14 protein-coding genes are annotated in these 14643 nt (G+C 66.1%); 4 read left to right on the plus strand and 10 right to left on the minus strand.

The window, feature by feature from the left end:
• Positions 1-13: 13 nt before the first annotated feature.
• From ACQW02_RS05890 to ACQW02_RS05900, 3 genes are read left to right on the plus strand one after another with little or no spacing between them, the layout of a single operon-like run.
• Positions 14-898 (plus strand): ABC transporter permease, encoded by an 885-nt coding sequence (locus ACQW02_RS05890; protein WP_431284340.1) that lies wholly within the window; start codon positions 14-16, stop codon positions 896-898.
• Entirely contained in the window at positions 898-1755 is an 858-nt protein-coding gene (locus tag ACQW02_RS05895; RefSeq protein WP_431285868.1) for an ABC transporter permease, read from the plus strand. The genes ACQW02_RS05890 and ACQW02_RS05895 overlap by 1 nt, the downstream gene beginning before the upstream one ends.
• Positions 1752-2819 carry an ABC transporter ATP-binding protein gene (locus tag ACQW02_RS05900; protein ID WP_431284341.1) on the plus strand — a complete coding sequence of 356 codons (1068 nt, stop codon included), beginning with the start codon at positions 1752-1754 and terminating at the stop codon, positions 2817-2819. The genes ACQW02_RS05895 and ACQW02_RS05900 overlap by 4 nt, the downstream gene beginning before the upstream one ends.
• A gap of 71 nt (positions 2820-2890) precedes the next feature.
• Here the strand turns inward: ACQW02_RS05900 and ACQW02_RS05905 are convergent, their stop codons facing one another.
• Positions 2891-3865, minus strand: coding sequence for a Bug family tripartite tricarboxylate transporter substrate binding protein (locus ACQW02_RS05905; protein WP_431284342.1), 975 nt, complete (start codon positions 3863-3865; stop codon positions 2891-2893).
• Between the two features lie 115 nt (positions 3866-3980).
• Here ACQW02_RS05905 and ACQW02_RS05910 point away from each other — a divergent pair, with 115 nt between their 5' ends.
• Positions 3981-5033: a TauD/TfdA family dioxygenase gene (locus ACQW02_RS05910; RefSeq protein WP_431284343.1), complete on the plus strand. Its 1053-nt coding sequence runs from the start codon at positions 3981-3983 to the stop codon at positions 5031-5033.
• Positions 5034-5037: 4 nt separating this feature from the next.
• Here ACQW02_RS05910 and ACQW02_RS05915 read toward each other — a convergent pair whose 3' ends face one another.
• From ACQW02_RS05915 to ACQW02_RS05955, 9 genes are read right to left on the minus strand one after another with little or no spacing between them, the layout of a single operon-like run.
• Entirely contained in the window at positions 5038-6603 is a 1566-nt protein-coding gene (locus ACQW02_RS05915) for an ABC transporter substrate-binding protein (protein ID WP_431284344.1), read from the minus strand.
• Positions 6600-7670: an ABC transporter ATP-binding protein gene (locus ACQW02_RS05920; protein WP_431284345.1), complete on the minus strand. Its 1071-nt coding sequence runs from the start codon at positions 7668-7670 to the stop codon at positions 6600-6602. The genes ACQW02_RS05915 and ACQW02_RS05920 overlap by 4 nt, the downstream gene beginning before the upstream one ends.
• Positions 7667-8455 carry an ABC transporter permease gene (locus ACQW02_RS05925; protein WP_431284346.1) on the minus strand — a complete coding sequence of 263 codons (789 nt, stop codon included), beginning with the start codon at positions 8453-8455 and terminating at the stop codon, positions 7667-7669. The genes ACQW02_RS05920 and ACQW02_RS05925 overlap by 4 nt, the downstream gene beginning before the upstream one ends.
• Before the next feature lie 4 nt (positions 8456-8459).
• On the minus strand, positions 8460-9278 hold the full coding sequence (locus ACQW02_RS05930) for an ABC transporter permease (RefSeq protein ID WP_431284347.1): 819 nt from the start codon (positions 9276-9278) through the stop codon (positions 8460-8462).
• The gene (locus tag ACQW02_RS05935; RefSeq protein ID WP_431284348.1) at positions 9275-10333 is read right to left on the minus strand and encodes an ABC transporter substrate-binding protein; all 1059 of its coding nucleotides are present in this window, start codon (positions 10331-10333) and stop codon (positions 9275-9277) included. The genes ACQW02_RS05930 and ACQW02_RS05935 overlap by 4 nt, the downstream gene beginning before the upstream one ends.
• Before the next feature lie 26 nt (positions 10334-10359).
• A complete protein-coding gene (locus tag ACQW02_RS05940) occupies positions 10360-11334 on the minus strand; it encodes a dipeptidase (protein ID WP_431284349.1) in 975 nt (324 codons plus the stop codon).
• Positions 11335-12090, minus strand: a complete 756-nt coding sequence (locus tag ACQW02_RS05945; protein ID WP_431284350.1) for a hypothetical protein — start codon at positions 12088-12090, stop codon at positions 11335-11337.
• On the minus strand, positions 12087-13775 hold the full coding sequence (locus ACQW02_RS05950; protein WP_431284351.1) for a hypothetical protein: 1689 nt from the start codon (positions 13773-13775) through the stop codon (positions 12087-12089). Before ACQW02_RS05950 ends, ACQW02_RS05945 begins: the two co-directional genes overlap by 4 nt.
• Positions 13772-14524 (minus strand): IclR family transcriptional regulator, encoded by a 753-nt coding sequence (locus tag ACQW02_RS05955; protein WP_431284352.1) that lies wholly within the window; start codon positions 14522-14524, stop codon positions 13772-13774. The genes ACQW02_RS05950 and ACQW02_RS05955 overlap by 4 nt, the downstream gene beginning before the upstream one ends.
• Positions 14525-14643: the final 119 nt, after the last annotated feature.

Below are 14643 nucleotides of genomic sequence, written 5' to 3' on the forward strand. Positions count from 1 at the left end.
GCCAGGGCACAGCATGAGCACGACAGCGATCCCACGCGACCGACGGTTTGAATGGCCCGCCTGGCTGCTCCTGGCGCCAGCGCTGGCCTGCGTGGCGATGTTCATCGTGATGCCGTTGGTAACGGTCGGGGTGTATTCTTTCTGGCAGCGTTCCCCGATCGGCATCGTCGAACAGGTGTTCACGCTGGACAATTGGCGGGAGTTCTTTGGCGACTCCTTCTACGCGCTGATCCTTTGGCGCAGCATCCGATTGTCGCTGCTGGCGATGCTGACGGCGGCGCTTTTGGGGTATCCGGTTGCCTACACCCTCAGTCGCATGGGCGATCGCTGGCGCGCCGCGCTGATCCTGCTGCTGTTCCTGCCGTCCTGGATCAGCTTCGTCGTGCGTACCATGTCGTGGCTGCATGTGCTCGGCCCGACGGGCCTGGTGAACATGTCGTTGCAGCGCATGGGGTTGATCTTCGAACCGTTGCCTCTGCTATACAACGATTTCGCGATCTACATCGGGTTGGTGCATTACGTCATCACCTACATGATCCTGAACATCTACATCGGCTTGCAGTCGGTGGATCGGAACGTGGTTGATGCCGCGCGCACCCTGGGTGCTAGTGACTGGCAGGCGTTCCTGGCCGTGACGCTGCCGCTGTCGCTGCCGGGCCTGTCGGCGGGTTGCCTATTGTGCTTCATCCTGGCGTCCGGCAGCTACATCACGCCGATGTTGTTGGGTGGACCGGGCAATATCTACTTCCCGAACCTGATTTATGAGGCGATGGTGCCGCAGCTTGACTGGCCTTTCGGCGCGGCACTCGCGCTTGTGTTCATCCTGGTCCTGGTCGCCGTGCTGTTGGTCTATGCGCGGATCGTCGGGCTGTCGCATTTGACGAAGCGGGCCGCGTGATGCCGCCACGCCTGGCCTTCGGCTTGCTCGCTGCGTTCACGGTGCTGATCTACATCTTCAAGCTGCTACCCGTCGCGGTGGTCGTGTTGCTTGCGTTCAATCCGCCGGAGTTTGGTAGCTTTCCAATGACCGGACTGACCTTGCGGTGGTTCTCAGGCTTGTTCCGCAACCCCGCCGTCGTCGAGGCCATCCGGACCTCCATGATCCTCGGTGCGCTGGCGGCCTCGATCTCCACTGTCATCGGCACGGCGGCTGCCTATGCGATGGTGCGTTACCGCTTCGTCGGCCAGGGCGTGGTGCAGACCCTGCTGACGCTGCCGCTGCTTGTGCCGCACCTTATCCTCGGCGTCGGGCTGCTGCTCGCCTTCCGCGTCCTGGGATGGTCCAAGAGCTTCACCCTGATGGTGGTGGGGCACGTGGCCTTGACGCTGCCATTCGTCATCCTGACCACGCAGCACCGGTTGCAGGCCATCCCCATCCATCTGGAGGAAGCGGCGCGCACCTTGGGTGCCAGCCGCTGGCACACCTTCCGCGAGGTGACGTTGCCGCTGGCGCTGCCGGCCATCATCACCGGCATGGTCTTCGCGTTCATGAGTTCCTTCGATGAGGTGACCGCCACGCTGTTCTGGCGGCCGGCGAACTTCGACACTGTGCCGATCTATGTGTTGTCGGAGTTGCAGAACTCCATAAGCCAGGAACTCAATGCCCTGGCCGCGGCGCTGATTGCCTTCTCCACGGCGGTGCCGCTGACGACGATGCTGTTGCTCTACCTCGCGACGACGCGTCGCCGTCCTCGGCCGGTCGCGGATGATGCAGCACCGGCGTTGGTCGCCCGCACTTCCGGATCCGTGACATGACCAACTTTGCCATCGATATTCGCAAGGCTGCCAAATGGTATGGATCCGTTTGTGCCGTGCAGGACTTCGACCTCCAGGTGCCGGAGGGTCAGTTCGTCGCGCTGTTGGGTTCCTCTGGGTCCGGCAAGACAACGACGCTACGGATGCTGGCTGGGCTGGAGACGCCAAGTGGCGGGGATATCCTGGTCAAGGGACGTCGGGTCAATGACGTGCCCGTCCACAAGCGCAACTTCGGTATGGTGTTCCAGAACCACGCCTTGTTCCCGCACAAGACGGCCTTCGACAACATCGCTTTCGGGCTGAAGTACCGAAGCGTGAAGGCGGAGCAGATTCGCGAACGTGTTCGCCGTGCGCTGGAAATCGTGCGCCTGCCGCATTGCGAGGACCGGCTGCCGAGCCAGATGTCGGGCGGGCAGCAGCAACGCATCGCGGTGGCCCGGGCCATCGTCATAGAACCCGACCTGCTGCTGTTCGACGAACCCTTGTCGTCGCTGGACGCCGGGTTGCGCGACGAGATGCGCGGCGAGATCAAGCGCATCCAGCAGACGCTGGGTATCACGACGGTCTTCGTGACGCATGATCAGGCCGAAGCACTGTCAATGGCTGACAAGGTCGTGGTCATGCACAATGGCCGGAAGCAGCAGGAAGGCACGCCGGAGGAGATCTACCGGACACCCGGCTCCGAGTTCGTCATGCGCTTCTTCGGCAACGTCAATGAAGTGCTGGGCCGCCCGGTCGGACGGTCGGGTGCGCTGACCCGAATTGAGATCGCCGAAGGCGCCCAGGTCCTGATCCGCACCGACCGCGAGATCGAGGCGGAAACGCGCTTCCTACTGCGTGCCGACGAGTTGCGGCTCAGCGCGACCCCGGTGCCGGGTGAGGAGGTTTCCTGCCTTCAGGTGAGGATTGTCGGGCGGGAGTATCTTGGCATGTTGGCGCGCTATCGTGTCGAGATTGGCGATCTGGTCATCCAGGTCATTCAACCCGTCGAGGACAAGGATTTTCCGGAAGGTCAGTCCGCCTGGTTGACCATCCGCCCTGACAGTTGGCGCATCTGGTCCTGACGGGGCCGAGTGACGGATCTTTGAGGCGATCGGGCTGACCCTCGGAAGGGTCAGCGCTCCAAACTCAGCGGCTACTCAGGCTCGATTCCGGCCACACGAACAGCCTCCTGCCACCGGATGCGTTCGGCCGTGACGATAGAGTCCATGTGTTCGGGCGAGCCACCGACCGGTGTCGCGCCCCAGGTCGCAAGGCGCTGTACAATCTCAGGGCGGCGCAGCACTTCGTCGATCGCGGTATTCAGGCGCGTGATCACAGGGGTTGGTGTGGCGCGTGGTGCCGAATAGGCCAGCCACGCAGCGGCTTCGTAGCCGGCGATGCCAGCCTCGATCATCGTCGGCACGTTCGGCAGCATCGGGCTTCGCGTCGGGGTGCTGATGGCAAGGGGGACCAGCACGCCCTTCTCGAAATCCTCAAGGAAGCTGGGCAGTTGGTCGATGACCACGTGCAGGTCGCCGCGCAGCAGATCCACTCGCTGCGGCCCGCCACCGCGATACTGCACCATGGTCATGTCGAGCCCACCGGCCAAGGCACGGAAGAGTTCCACCGTCAGCCGCGAGGACATGCCGGAGGTGCCGAAATTGTAGCGGCCCGGGTTGCGCTTCACCAGGTCGACGAACTCCGCGACGCTGCGCGCCGGCACGCTGCTTGGCACCACCATCACGTAAGGAATGCTGGCGATCATCGAGACGGAGCGGAGATCCCTTTCAGGATCGTAGGACATACGCTTCAGAACGAACTGGTTGACCGCCAGGACTCCCGGTGCTGTCGCGGCGAGCGTGTAGCCGTCCGCCTCTGCCGTAGCTGCAGCCTGCATGCCGAGCATGCCATATGCCCCGCCGCGGTTCTCGACGAAGACCTGTTGGCCCAGCACGGGGCCAAGGGCCTCGGCGACCAGGCGGGCGATGAAATCCGTGGCCCCGCCAGGGGGGAAGGGGACGATGACGCGGACCGGGCGGGTCGGCCAGCTTTGCGCCTGGGCCGGCACTGTGGCGGCGGCCAAACTCGCAGCCAGCACCATGCGGCGGGTGGGAAGGGGGCTTTGCATGGCAGTCTCCTTGCGAGGGATCACAGGCTACACATAAGTCCGAATGTCCTGTCAATTCTCTTGCGCGCGGACAATCGAGGATGGAGGATGGCTTAGGCAAGCAGGAGAATGCGCCATGAACGCACCGGTCAATGTCCCCAGCCCTACACTCGTCGACGGCTTCAGCGTCTGGACTGGTCCCCAGATGGCGGGTCAGTCAGGCTGGGTTCATCACCTCGATCCCGCGACCCTGGCAGAGATCGAGGCTGCTGTAAGGGTCTTGCGCGCGCGCGGCGCGAGCCTGGAAGCGGTCGGTGCCGCTGACTTCCCGCTGCCCTCGCTCGCCGCGACCTTGCCCGCCATGCGTCAGGAGATTACCGAGGGGCGCGGTTTCGTCATGATTCGCGGCCTGCCGCGCGAACGCTACAGCGACGACGAACTCGGCATGATTTTCTGGGGTATCGGCACGCATTTCGGCGTGGGCCTGCCGCAGAGCTGGATTGGTGAAAAGCTTGGCCATGTCATCGATCTCAGCGACGAGGAGGCCGAGCCGCGCGCCTATCACAATGGCGGGCATATCGGCATGCACACCGACAGTTGCGACATCGTGGCGCTGCTGTGCCTGCGCCCCGCGAAATCAGGCGGTGCGAGCCGCCTGGCCAGTGCGCACGCCGTACACAACATGCTGCTGGCCGAGGACGCGGCCTTGCTTGCCCCGCTGTACGAGGGCTTTCCCTATCGCAGCACCAATGCCGATGCGAAGGGCGCCGATCGGGCGGCGCTGACGCCTTATAAGGTGCCGGTCTTCCTGCGGAACCAGGGCGCGCTCGAGGTCTATTACATCCGCGGCTACATTCGTCGCGCGGTCGCGGCGGGCGATGTGGTGCTGAGCGCGGAGCAGATCGCGGCGCTGGACAGGATGGACAAGATTGCGATGTCGCCGGACGTCTATCTCGACATGGACTTCCAGCCTGGCGACATGCAGTTCGTCAACAACCGCAAGATCTTCCACGGCCGCACCGACTACGAGGATTTCCCCGAGAAAGAGCGTCGGCGGCACCTGCTGCGCCTCTGGCTGAAGGTGCCTGAGTGGGCGCCGATGCACAGCACCCAGACCACGCATTCCGAGGAAGAAAAGTGGCGCTGGGCGGAGAACATGAAGAAGCGGGAGCATGCCGCCAAGGGCTGACGCGCTACTGGCGCGTCACCCGTGTTGCCATGGTGCCCTCGTCGAATCCGGCCTCATAGGCCAGGCCTCGGCGCGTCGCCCAGGCCCAACTGGCCGTATAGAGCGGGATGACGCCGAGGTCCGCCATCGCCTGCTCCATCGCTGCCTGCTGCGCCGCCGCGCGGCGGGTGGTGTCGATGGTGCCGGCGGCGGCTTCGATCAGCCGGTCGACCTCGGCGTTTGCATAGCGCCCGCGGTTGAATCCGCCGTAGCCGCGGCTCTCATCTACCGAATGCAGCGCCTGGCGCATCACCGTCAGGTTGTCGCCGATGCTGCCCCAGCCGTTCAGCAACAGACTCGCGTCGAAGCGTGTCATGCGAGTGTAGAACACCGACGGCGGTTCGGCTTCCACCACCGTCTCGATCCCGATGCGGCTCAGCATCTGTCCGACGGCCTGGCAGGTCTGCCGATCGTTGACGTATCGGCCGGACGAACAATGCAGGGTCAGGCGGAAGCCGTTGGGGTAGCCGGCTTCGGCCAGCAGCCGGCGGGCGCCGACGGCGTCAAAGGTCGCGGGTGGGATGCGGTCGGAGTAGCCGAACATCCCCTGAGGCGCCGCCTGGTTGGCCGGTGAGGCAAGGCCTTCCATCGTCCGCTCCGCCAGCGCGGTGCGGTTGATGGCGAGTGATAGAGCGCGACGCACCTCCGTCTTGCGCAGCGGATTCGGATCCAGCGGCGTGCCATCGCGGGCGGTGACGAAGGGCGATACGTCGCGCGACAGGTCGGGCACCAGGAACATGGTGCGATTGCCGTCGTGCGGGAACAGCACCACGCGGTCGTCGGTGCGCATCCGCGCGACATCGGCCGTGGACACCTTGTCGATGACATCGGCGCCGCCGCTGAGCAGAGCTGCCAGGCGGGATGTGTCGCTGGTGATCGGGCGGAAGACCACATTCTCCCAAACCGGGGCCGGGCCGTAGTGGCCGGGGTTGCGCTGCAGTTCCAATCGGTCACCCGGGGTCCAACGCACCGCGCGGTAGGGGCCGGTGCCGATCGCTGCCTCGCCACGGTTGAAGCGTTCGGTGGTCACGTCATCGCCCAGCAGGGCTGGGATGATGCGCACGCGCGTCAGGTCGGCGATCAGCAGGGGATAGGGTGTCGCCGTCACCAGGCGCACACGGTGTGGGCCAACAGCCGTCACGCTACGGATAGCGCGAACATAGGGGGCGACGGTCCCGGCCGGGTTTCGGATGGTGGCGGCGCGGCGGAGGGAGAAGACCACATCATCCGCCGTGAAGGGCGTGCCATCCGAAAAGCGCACACCCTCGCGCAGGTCGAACTCCCAGGTCGTTTCGTCGATGTTGCGCCAGGCGGTTGCCAGATCCGGCACGATGTTCAGCCGCACATCCATCGCAACCAGGCTGCCATAGACATGCTGCTGCATGCCGGCGCTGGTGAAGGTCGGCGCCACATGCGGGTCGAGCGCCGTGAGGTCGGTCTGCAAGGCGATGGTCAGCGATTGCGCTGCGACCGCACCCGGCACCAGGCCGGCCAGGACGCAGGCCCGAAACGCCAATGTCTTCCACATCATATTGCTGTTCCCGGAATGATATGCGCGGCGTCTGGCCGCCAGGAGAGGGCGATCTCGGCGCCCTCGGCAATGCCCTGCGCGGCGTGCCCCGGCAGGCGGGCGCGCAGTGGCGTATCGCCGGCGCGACCGATCAGCAGTGCACTGTCGCCGAAATGCACGACCGTCTCCACCCGCAGCCGGCAGTCATTGGTGCCGGCACCTGCCAGGCCGAAAGCTTCCGGGCGAAGCAGCAGCGTCACCGCTTCGCCTGTCTGTCGGCCGGACTGCGGCGGCACTTGGGCGGTGCCGATGCCGGCAATGTCCACCTTTCCCGCAGACGGGTCCGTCATCCGAGCAGCCAACAGGTTGCTGTCACCAACAAAGCGGGCGACGAAGGTATTGGCCGGCCGGTCGTAGACCTCCAGCGGTGTGCCGGCCTGCTGGATGCGGCCGCCGTCGAACACCACGATCCGGTCGGACATGGCCATCGCTTCGGATTGGTCATGCGTCACGAAGATGGTGGTGACGCCAAGGCTGCGCTGGATGCGCTTGATCTCGATCTGCAACTGCTCGCGCAGGTTCTTGTCCAGCGCCCCGAGTGGTTCATCCAGCAGCAGCAGGGCAGGGTCGAACACCAGCGCTCGGGCCAGTGCCACGCGTTGCTGCTGCCCGCCGGATAGCTCTCGCGGGTGGCGGTCCGCATAGCGTTCCAGGCCGACGAGGGCCAGCATCTCAAGCGACTTGCGGGCTGCCTCGGCCTTCGGGATCTTCCGCATCAGCAAGGGAAACATCACATTCTGCACCGCGGTCCGGTGCGGAAACAGCGCGTAGTTCTGGAACACGACGCCAATGCCGCGCCGATGCGGTGGCACGCTACCGATGGACACGCCATTCACCAGGATGTCGCCCGTCGTCGCGGCCTCGAACCCCGCGATCAGCATCAGCGTGGTCGTCTTGCCGGAACCGCTGGGGCCGAGAAAGGTGATGAACTCACCGCGCGAGGCCGTCAGGTTCACCGCATCCAGCGCGCGGCTGTGCCCGTCGTAGCTTTTGGACAGGTTGCGGAGTTCGAGGTAGGGCGCGATCACCGGGCAGTCTCCGATCGGCGGCGGGACAGGGCACGCCAGAGCACTGGCGCCAGGACAAGCACGACAACCGCCGTGAACAACAGCGTGGACACGACCGCGATGACGGGATCCGCCTGGCTACGCATGCTGTCGAACATCTTGCGCGGCAGAGTCTCGGTCTCGCGACCGGAGATGAACAGCGCCACCACCGTTTCATCGAAACTCTGCACAAAGGCGAACAGGGACGCGGCCATGAAGCCGGGCCACAGCACCGGCAGCGTGACGTGCCAGAAGGTCTTGGCCGGGCTGGCGCCAAGTGACAGCGCAGCGCGTTCCAGCCCCCGGTCGAACCCTTTGAGGTTGGCCGAGAGAACCAGGAACGCCAGCGGCACCGACAGCGCGGTATGCGCCAGGATGATCCCCGGAAACGTCTGCAACAGCCGCAAATCCGCGAGATAGGCGTAGTACCCGATGGCGATGACGATATGCGGCACTGCCAAGGGCAGCATCAGCAGCAGGTTCATCACGCCCTTGCCGGCGAAACGATGGCGCACCAGCGCGAAGGTCGCCGGCGTCACCAGCACCATGGTCACGACAGACACGGCCAGCGCGATGCCAAGGCTGTTCATCGTCGGCCGCGTCCAGCGCGCATCGTTGAAATACGCGGCGTAGTAGGCGGTGCTCCAACCCGGTGGCGGGAACTCCAGTGAGGCCGCGGTGCTGAACGACATCGGCACCACGATCAGCAGCGGCGCCGCGACAAAGGCCAGCACCAGCGCGCCGAGCAGCAGGAGGAAGACGCGCATCCCCCTAGCCCCACAACTTATCGAGGCCGAAGCGTCGATGATACAGGCCCAACACCAGCAGCGTGCTGGCCAGCAGCACCACGGCCAGGGCCGAGGCCTCGCCGAAATTCAGGAACTCCTCGACCTGTTGCCCGATCACGCCCGCGATCATCTGTTCGCGCGGCGAGCCGAGCAGGATCGGCGTGACGTAGAAGCCCAGGCACAGCACGAAGACCAGGGTCAAGCCATTCGCGATGCCGGGTGCGGCCAGCGGCAGCACCACATGGCGGATGACCGAGGCCGGCGGCGCGCCCAGGCTGGCGGCTGAACGCAGCAAGGCAGGTTCAATCTTCCGCAGCACGCCGTACAGGCTCAGCACCATGTAGGGGAGCAGGATATGGGTCATCGCGATGGTCGAACTGAAGCGGGTGAACAGCAGGTCGGGCGCGGGGAAACCGGCCCAGCCAAAAATCTGCGCGACCGGCCCCCGATTGCCCAGGATGACCATCCAGGCATAGGTGCGGACCAGAAAGCTCGTCCAGAAACTCATGGTCACCACGACCATCATCGCGGCGGCCCAGCCAGGCGGCACCGCAGCCATGGCATAGGCCAGCGGAAACCCGAGCAGCAGGCAGCACACCGACACCAGCAGCGCGGTCAGGAACGTGTCCAGCAGCACGCGCAGATGGAAGCCGTCGGTCGCGATATCGGCGTAGTGGCTGAGCCCCCAACTCGGCTCCGTCACGCTCATCACCACCACCTGTCCAAGCGGCACCAGGAAGAATGCCGCGAGGAACGCCAGCAGCGGAGTCAGCAGCAGCCAGGATCGCGTGGCGCCGCTCAACTGCCGATCCAGCGCTCGAAGCGCTGGGTCACGGCATTCACGTCGCCGCCGAAATTCAGGATGTCCTGCTCGAACACCTTGTCGGCATAGGCGGGCGAGGTCGGCATGCGCGCCGATTCCGCGGCGCTGAGATACTGGAAGGCGGCCGGGTTCAGCGGGCCATTCAGCGAATCCCGGCAGAAGCCGGCGACGCGTTCCGGCTTCAGCGCGGATTCCAGATACCGCATGGCGGCATCGCGGCGCGGCGTGCCGCGCGCCACGACCCAATAGGCGCGCTCCAACTGCCCCTGGTTCCAGACGATCTCGATCGGCTTGCCTTCGTCGATCAATTCCAAGGTGCGGCCGTGCCACAGGGCGATCAGGTCGATCTCGCCATCGCGCAGCAGTTGTTGCGACTGCTGCCCCTGGGTCCACCACACGCGCACGTTCGGCTTGATCTTGTCCAGGCTGCGGAAGGCGCGGTTGATGTCCATCGGATAGATCTGGTTTGACGGGGTATTGGTCGGCACGCCATCCGCCGCCAGCGCCAGCGGCAGGATGCGCGACGCGTAGCGCTGCATGCAGCGGGACCCCGGGAACTTCTGCTGATCCCAGAAATCCGCCCAGCCCGTCGGCGGGCCATTGGGGTAGCGCGCCTTCTGATAGGCCATCACGGTGGCGAAGGCGTGGCTGCTCGCCCCGTTCTGGAAGGCTGCGCCGGGGAAGGGCGGGCTTTTCACCAGGTCGGAACTGTCCAGGTTTTCCAGCAAATTCGCCTGGTTGGCGCGAATGATCTCGCCGGCGCCCAGGGTCGTCACGTCGAACTCATAGGCGCCGCTGCGCACCTGCTGGGCGAGCTTGGCGAAGGACACAGGCGAGACCGGACGAATTTCGATCCCCGTGTCACGGGTAAAGGGTTCGAACAGGTTCTTGATCGCCGCCCTTTCCCAGATGCCGCCCCAGGTATTGACGTGCAGCACCTCGGCCGCCCGCACGCGGCGGAACGCCGGCATTGACAGCGCCACGCCACCGGCGGCCGCCAGGGCTGTGCGTCGGGTGAATACCATGTCAGCCATCCTCGCCTCCGTCATGTCGTGGGTTTTCAGTTGGAACGGAACGTCGCCCCGTAGAGCCGCATCCAATTGCCGTGGGTCAGCTTGTCCAATTCGGCGGGGTTGAAGCCGACCGCGCGCAGCCCGTCCGGGATCTGCCCCAGCCCGGATACGCCATCCGCCAGCCATTCCGCGCGCGGCGCCTTGCCGGGCTTGGCGGCCGAGGCCGCGCCATAGTCGATGCCGCGCGTCCAGCGGCCCATCCGCATCCAGGCGTAGTCTTCCGGCCGATTGTCGTGGCCGTAGTCGGTGCCGATGCCGACCGCATCGATGCCCGCGATGTCCACCGTGCGCGCCACCATCTCGCACCAGTTGGTGATCGACGCGCAGTAGTGGTCGCCGGTGATGTTGCGGTAGACCGCACAGCCGATGACGCCGCCGCTGTCGCGCAGCGCGTGCAGGATGTCGTCGCCCTTGTTGCGGTAGTGCGGGATCAGCGACCGCGCATTGGCATGGGTGACGGCGATCGGTTTTTGCGAATGCTTGATGGCATCCAAGGTCGTGCGCTCCCCGACATGGGAACAGTCGATCAGGATGCCCGCGGCATTCATCTCCCGCACCAGTTCGCGCCCGTAGCGGGCGAGGCCGCTGTCGTCAGTCTCGTAGCAACTGCCACCAACCGCGTTCTGGTTGTTGTAGGTCAGCTGCACGACGCGAACGCCGAGCTCCGCGAACATCTCGACCAGGCGGATACGACCGCCGAACAGATCGGTGTTCTGATAGCCCAGGATGATGGCGGTGCGGCCGGTCGCGGCGACGGCCTCGATCTCCGCGGGCGTGCGGGCGAAAGCGACGGTGTCCGCGTTCTCCGCGATCAGGTCGCGCCATTTGCCGAGGGAATCGAAGGACTCCAGCGGGTCCTCCCAAAAACCGCAGGTGACGGTGACAGCGCTGATATTGCCGCGCCGCAACTGGGCGAAGACATCGGCGTCGAAATGGCCGCATTGCAGGGCATCGATCAACATTCAGGCGGCCTCATGTTTCGTGGCCTTTGCAGCCGGGGCTTCGGTCAACAGGGACAGGTCGGTGTCGTCGTCGTGGTCGCTACGGCCGATGATGCGGCCGTCAGCCTCCACGATGACGGGCCCGGCGTGCCGGCGGGATTCCGGCGTGTCGGGGGACAGGGAGGTGTTGGAGAGATGGTGCAATTCCCACCACAGCGGGGCCTCGACGCGCAGCCCATCGCGCAGCACGCGGGCCAGCACGGCATCGGTCGCATCGGCCGCCGGCGCGGCCAGCAGGATCAGCGGGGCGTCGGCACGCATCAGGGCGGCGTCCGGCCCATTGGCCGGGCCGATACAGGCGCCCGCGGCGGTGAAGAGCGTCAGCCCGGCGCGCGGACCCATCGCACAAGCGGCGCCCAATTCCTCGGCATCCAGCACGTGTTCAACCGTCGCCAGCGCCGCGCCATGGCGTGCCACGGCCTCACCCAGCGCATCCAGCAGCAACGGCAGGACCATCCAGGCGTGCTGGCCGCCGGCGTCCACCGCCAGGTGCCCCGGCGCGGTCTCGCTGATGCGGATGGACGCGAGGTTTACGGACCGCAGATCGTCAAATCGCCGTTGCAGCAACGGCAGCCCACCAAGGCCGGCCGCCGCCGAATACAGCACGACATCGCGCACCGCCGGCACCGATCCCGCGGGCAGGCGGGTCAGCAATAGGATACGTTCGACCACCAGCCGTACTTCACGCGGCAGCAGCGTCACGGGGGCGTCGCTCATGCCTGCGGCTCCGGCGGATAGAACCAGTCGGGGTCGGGGCCATCCGCGAGTTCCGATGCCAGCGGCGCCCCGTGGAACAGCACGCCACGCAGGTTGCGCGCCAGATAGTCCCGCGTCTTGTCCACCCCGTGCAAAGTCACGTTCATCAGGCGCACCAGATGCGCCGGGATGAAGTTATCGCCCATGATGTTGGCGTGGGGCGAATGGTAGTCCAGCCCCTCCAGCCCCTGCACCCGCGCCACGATCTGCCGAAGATCCGGCCGCGCCAGCAGCAAGCGGCCGACCGGTTCCGCCGCGTCGCGCGCGGCCAGGGCGGCGTCCAGCGCCTGCACAAGCCCTGGCACATCAAGCCCGAGATTGAACGCATCCGGCGCCTCGGCACGTGGGCCGCGCCGGGGTTCCTCGGCCGTGGCGGATTTGTACCAGACCTGGGCATAGGCCCCGGGAGCCGCCATGTCCCATTCCAGCGCCCAGGCGTAGTCGCGGCGCAGCAGGGCGCGCAGGGATCCGGCCGACATGGCGGGCCGGACGTCCATCTCCTCGCTGACGATCAGGTGCTGCGCCAGGCGGTCGGCTTCGTCAGGCACAAGTTCGACCATCAGGGACAGCAATGTCTCTTGCGTCTCCGGGTGGAAGCGGTGTCCGACCAACGAGGCCAGGGCGTCGAGCGGATATGGCGCCTGCGTGTCCAGCGTCCGGACAAGTTCAGCGACCTTCTCCAACTCGCCGGCGATCTGCGCGCTGGGGGCGAAGGCGTCGTAGACCATGCGGTCTTCCCGCCGGAAGGTCGCGGCGCGGCGAACCAGCGCTTCCAGATGCGCCAGGCGCGCATCGCCCGGTGCCAGATGCAGTGATTTCGCCGCCACGATCGCGGCTTCCCGCGCGCCGATCCAGGCATCGATCAACCGGGGATGGTTGTTGATGAACAGGATCAGCCCCAACGCCGAACCATTGCCGATCCCAAGGAAGCGCCGGACCTCCGGCGACAACGCCACCGCATCGGGCGACCGCTGCCGGGCCAGATGGTTCGCGAGATCGGCGGCGAATTCCCGCATCATGTAGGCGCAGAGCATCTGCGCCGCGAGCGGGTTGCGCAGCGGATGGTCCGCCTCCAGCGCCAGGAACGACCGCGTGCCGAATGTGCCGTTGCCGTCCAGCCCGGTGTTGCGCATCAGGTAGCAGGATTGCGCGACCAACGACGGTTCCGGCTGGTGCCCGGCGGCCAGTGCCGCGACAGTCGCGTCGAACACCCGCATGCTACGGTTGGACCGGCACCAGACCAGCGTGCCCGGCGTCGCGCGGCCGGCGTAGAGTTTCGGCAGCTCCTGGCGCGTCGTCTCGATCGTCGTGTCATCGGCAGCACCCTCGACCAGGGCGCCGGTCATGTCCCAGGCGCGGCCGATGATGCGACCCGTGCGGCCGGTGCGCTGCGGCGTGTTGGAATAGGCGAGGAAACTGAACACGCCGCCCGGCATCGCGATCTCATAGACCGCGGTCCCGGCCGAGGCGGCGTCGATATCGAAGCGTCGCGTGGTGATGCGCCAGCCTTCACGGATTGCCTGCGCCATCAGGGCGCGCGAGGCACTGACGCGGCTGGGCTGCATCGCCGCCAGCCGTTCGGGCCGCATCAGCAGGCTGGCCGGGCGCATTTGCGGCGCCGCATGCGATGACAGGGCGACGCTCATGCCGAACGACCTTTCAGGATATCGCCGAGCCTGGCAGCCGCGGCCCGCAGCGGGACAATCCAGCCATCCGGCGCGAAGCGCTGCACCGGCGCGACCAGGGACAGGGCGGCAATGCAGACGCCGCGATGATCAAAGACCGGCACCGCCGCCGCGAGAACCCCGTCGATCGAGCGACCGCTGGAAATCGCGTGGCCAGTCAGCCGCACCTGTTCCAACAACGCCGGGTCAACTCCGGATGCAAGCCGGTGCCGACGCTCAGGTTCGGCGAAGGCGAGCAGCACGCGCCCCGAAGCACTTTCCGTCAGCGACATCGTGGCGCCGACGCGCATTTCGATGCGCAGGACACCCTTGGGTTCGACACGTTGCAGGATGCAGGGCTCGTCGCCCTCCATGGCGGCCAGCGACGCGGCTTCACCGGTTTCGGCGGTCAGCGCCTCCAGCACGGGCAGGGTGCGTATGCCGAGGCCGGCCTGTTCGGTCGCGGCCTGCGCCAGGCGGGCGGCGCGCAAGGTCAGTCGGAAATGCCCCTCCGGCGTCTGCTCCACCCATCCCGCCGCGATGAGCGTGACGAGGCGCTGATAGATCGTCGCGCGGGCGACCCCGAGTTCCCGCGCCAACAGCGCCAGGCGGACCGGCTGACTGCTGCGGCCGAGGTGGTCGAGCAGGTCCAACGTCTTCAGGGCGGAGGTGAGGGGGCGGACGCCCGTCTCCTGCGCCTTGTCGTCTATCGGCTGCATACCATCGGCCATCTGTATTCTCCAAAAATACAGTGTATTTGATCTGGATCAATGATTGCGATGCATGAGCAAAGCGTCAAGCGCTTTGTTTCGTGATGGCGATGTGGGGTCCTGGCGCGGTACCGGGGTTC

This window comes from Humitalea sp. 24SJ18S-53 (assembly GCF_050632385.1).
Classification (GTDB): Bacteria; Pseudomonadota; Alphaproteobacteria; order Acetobacterales; family Acetobacteraceae; genus Humitalea.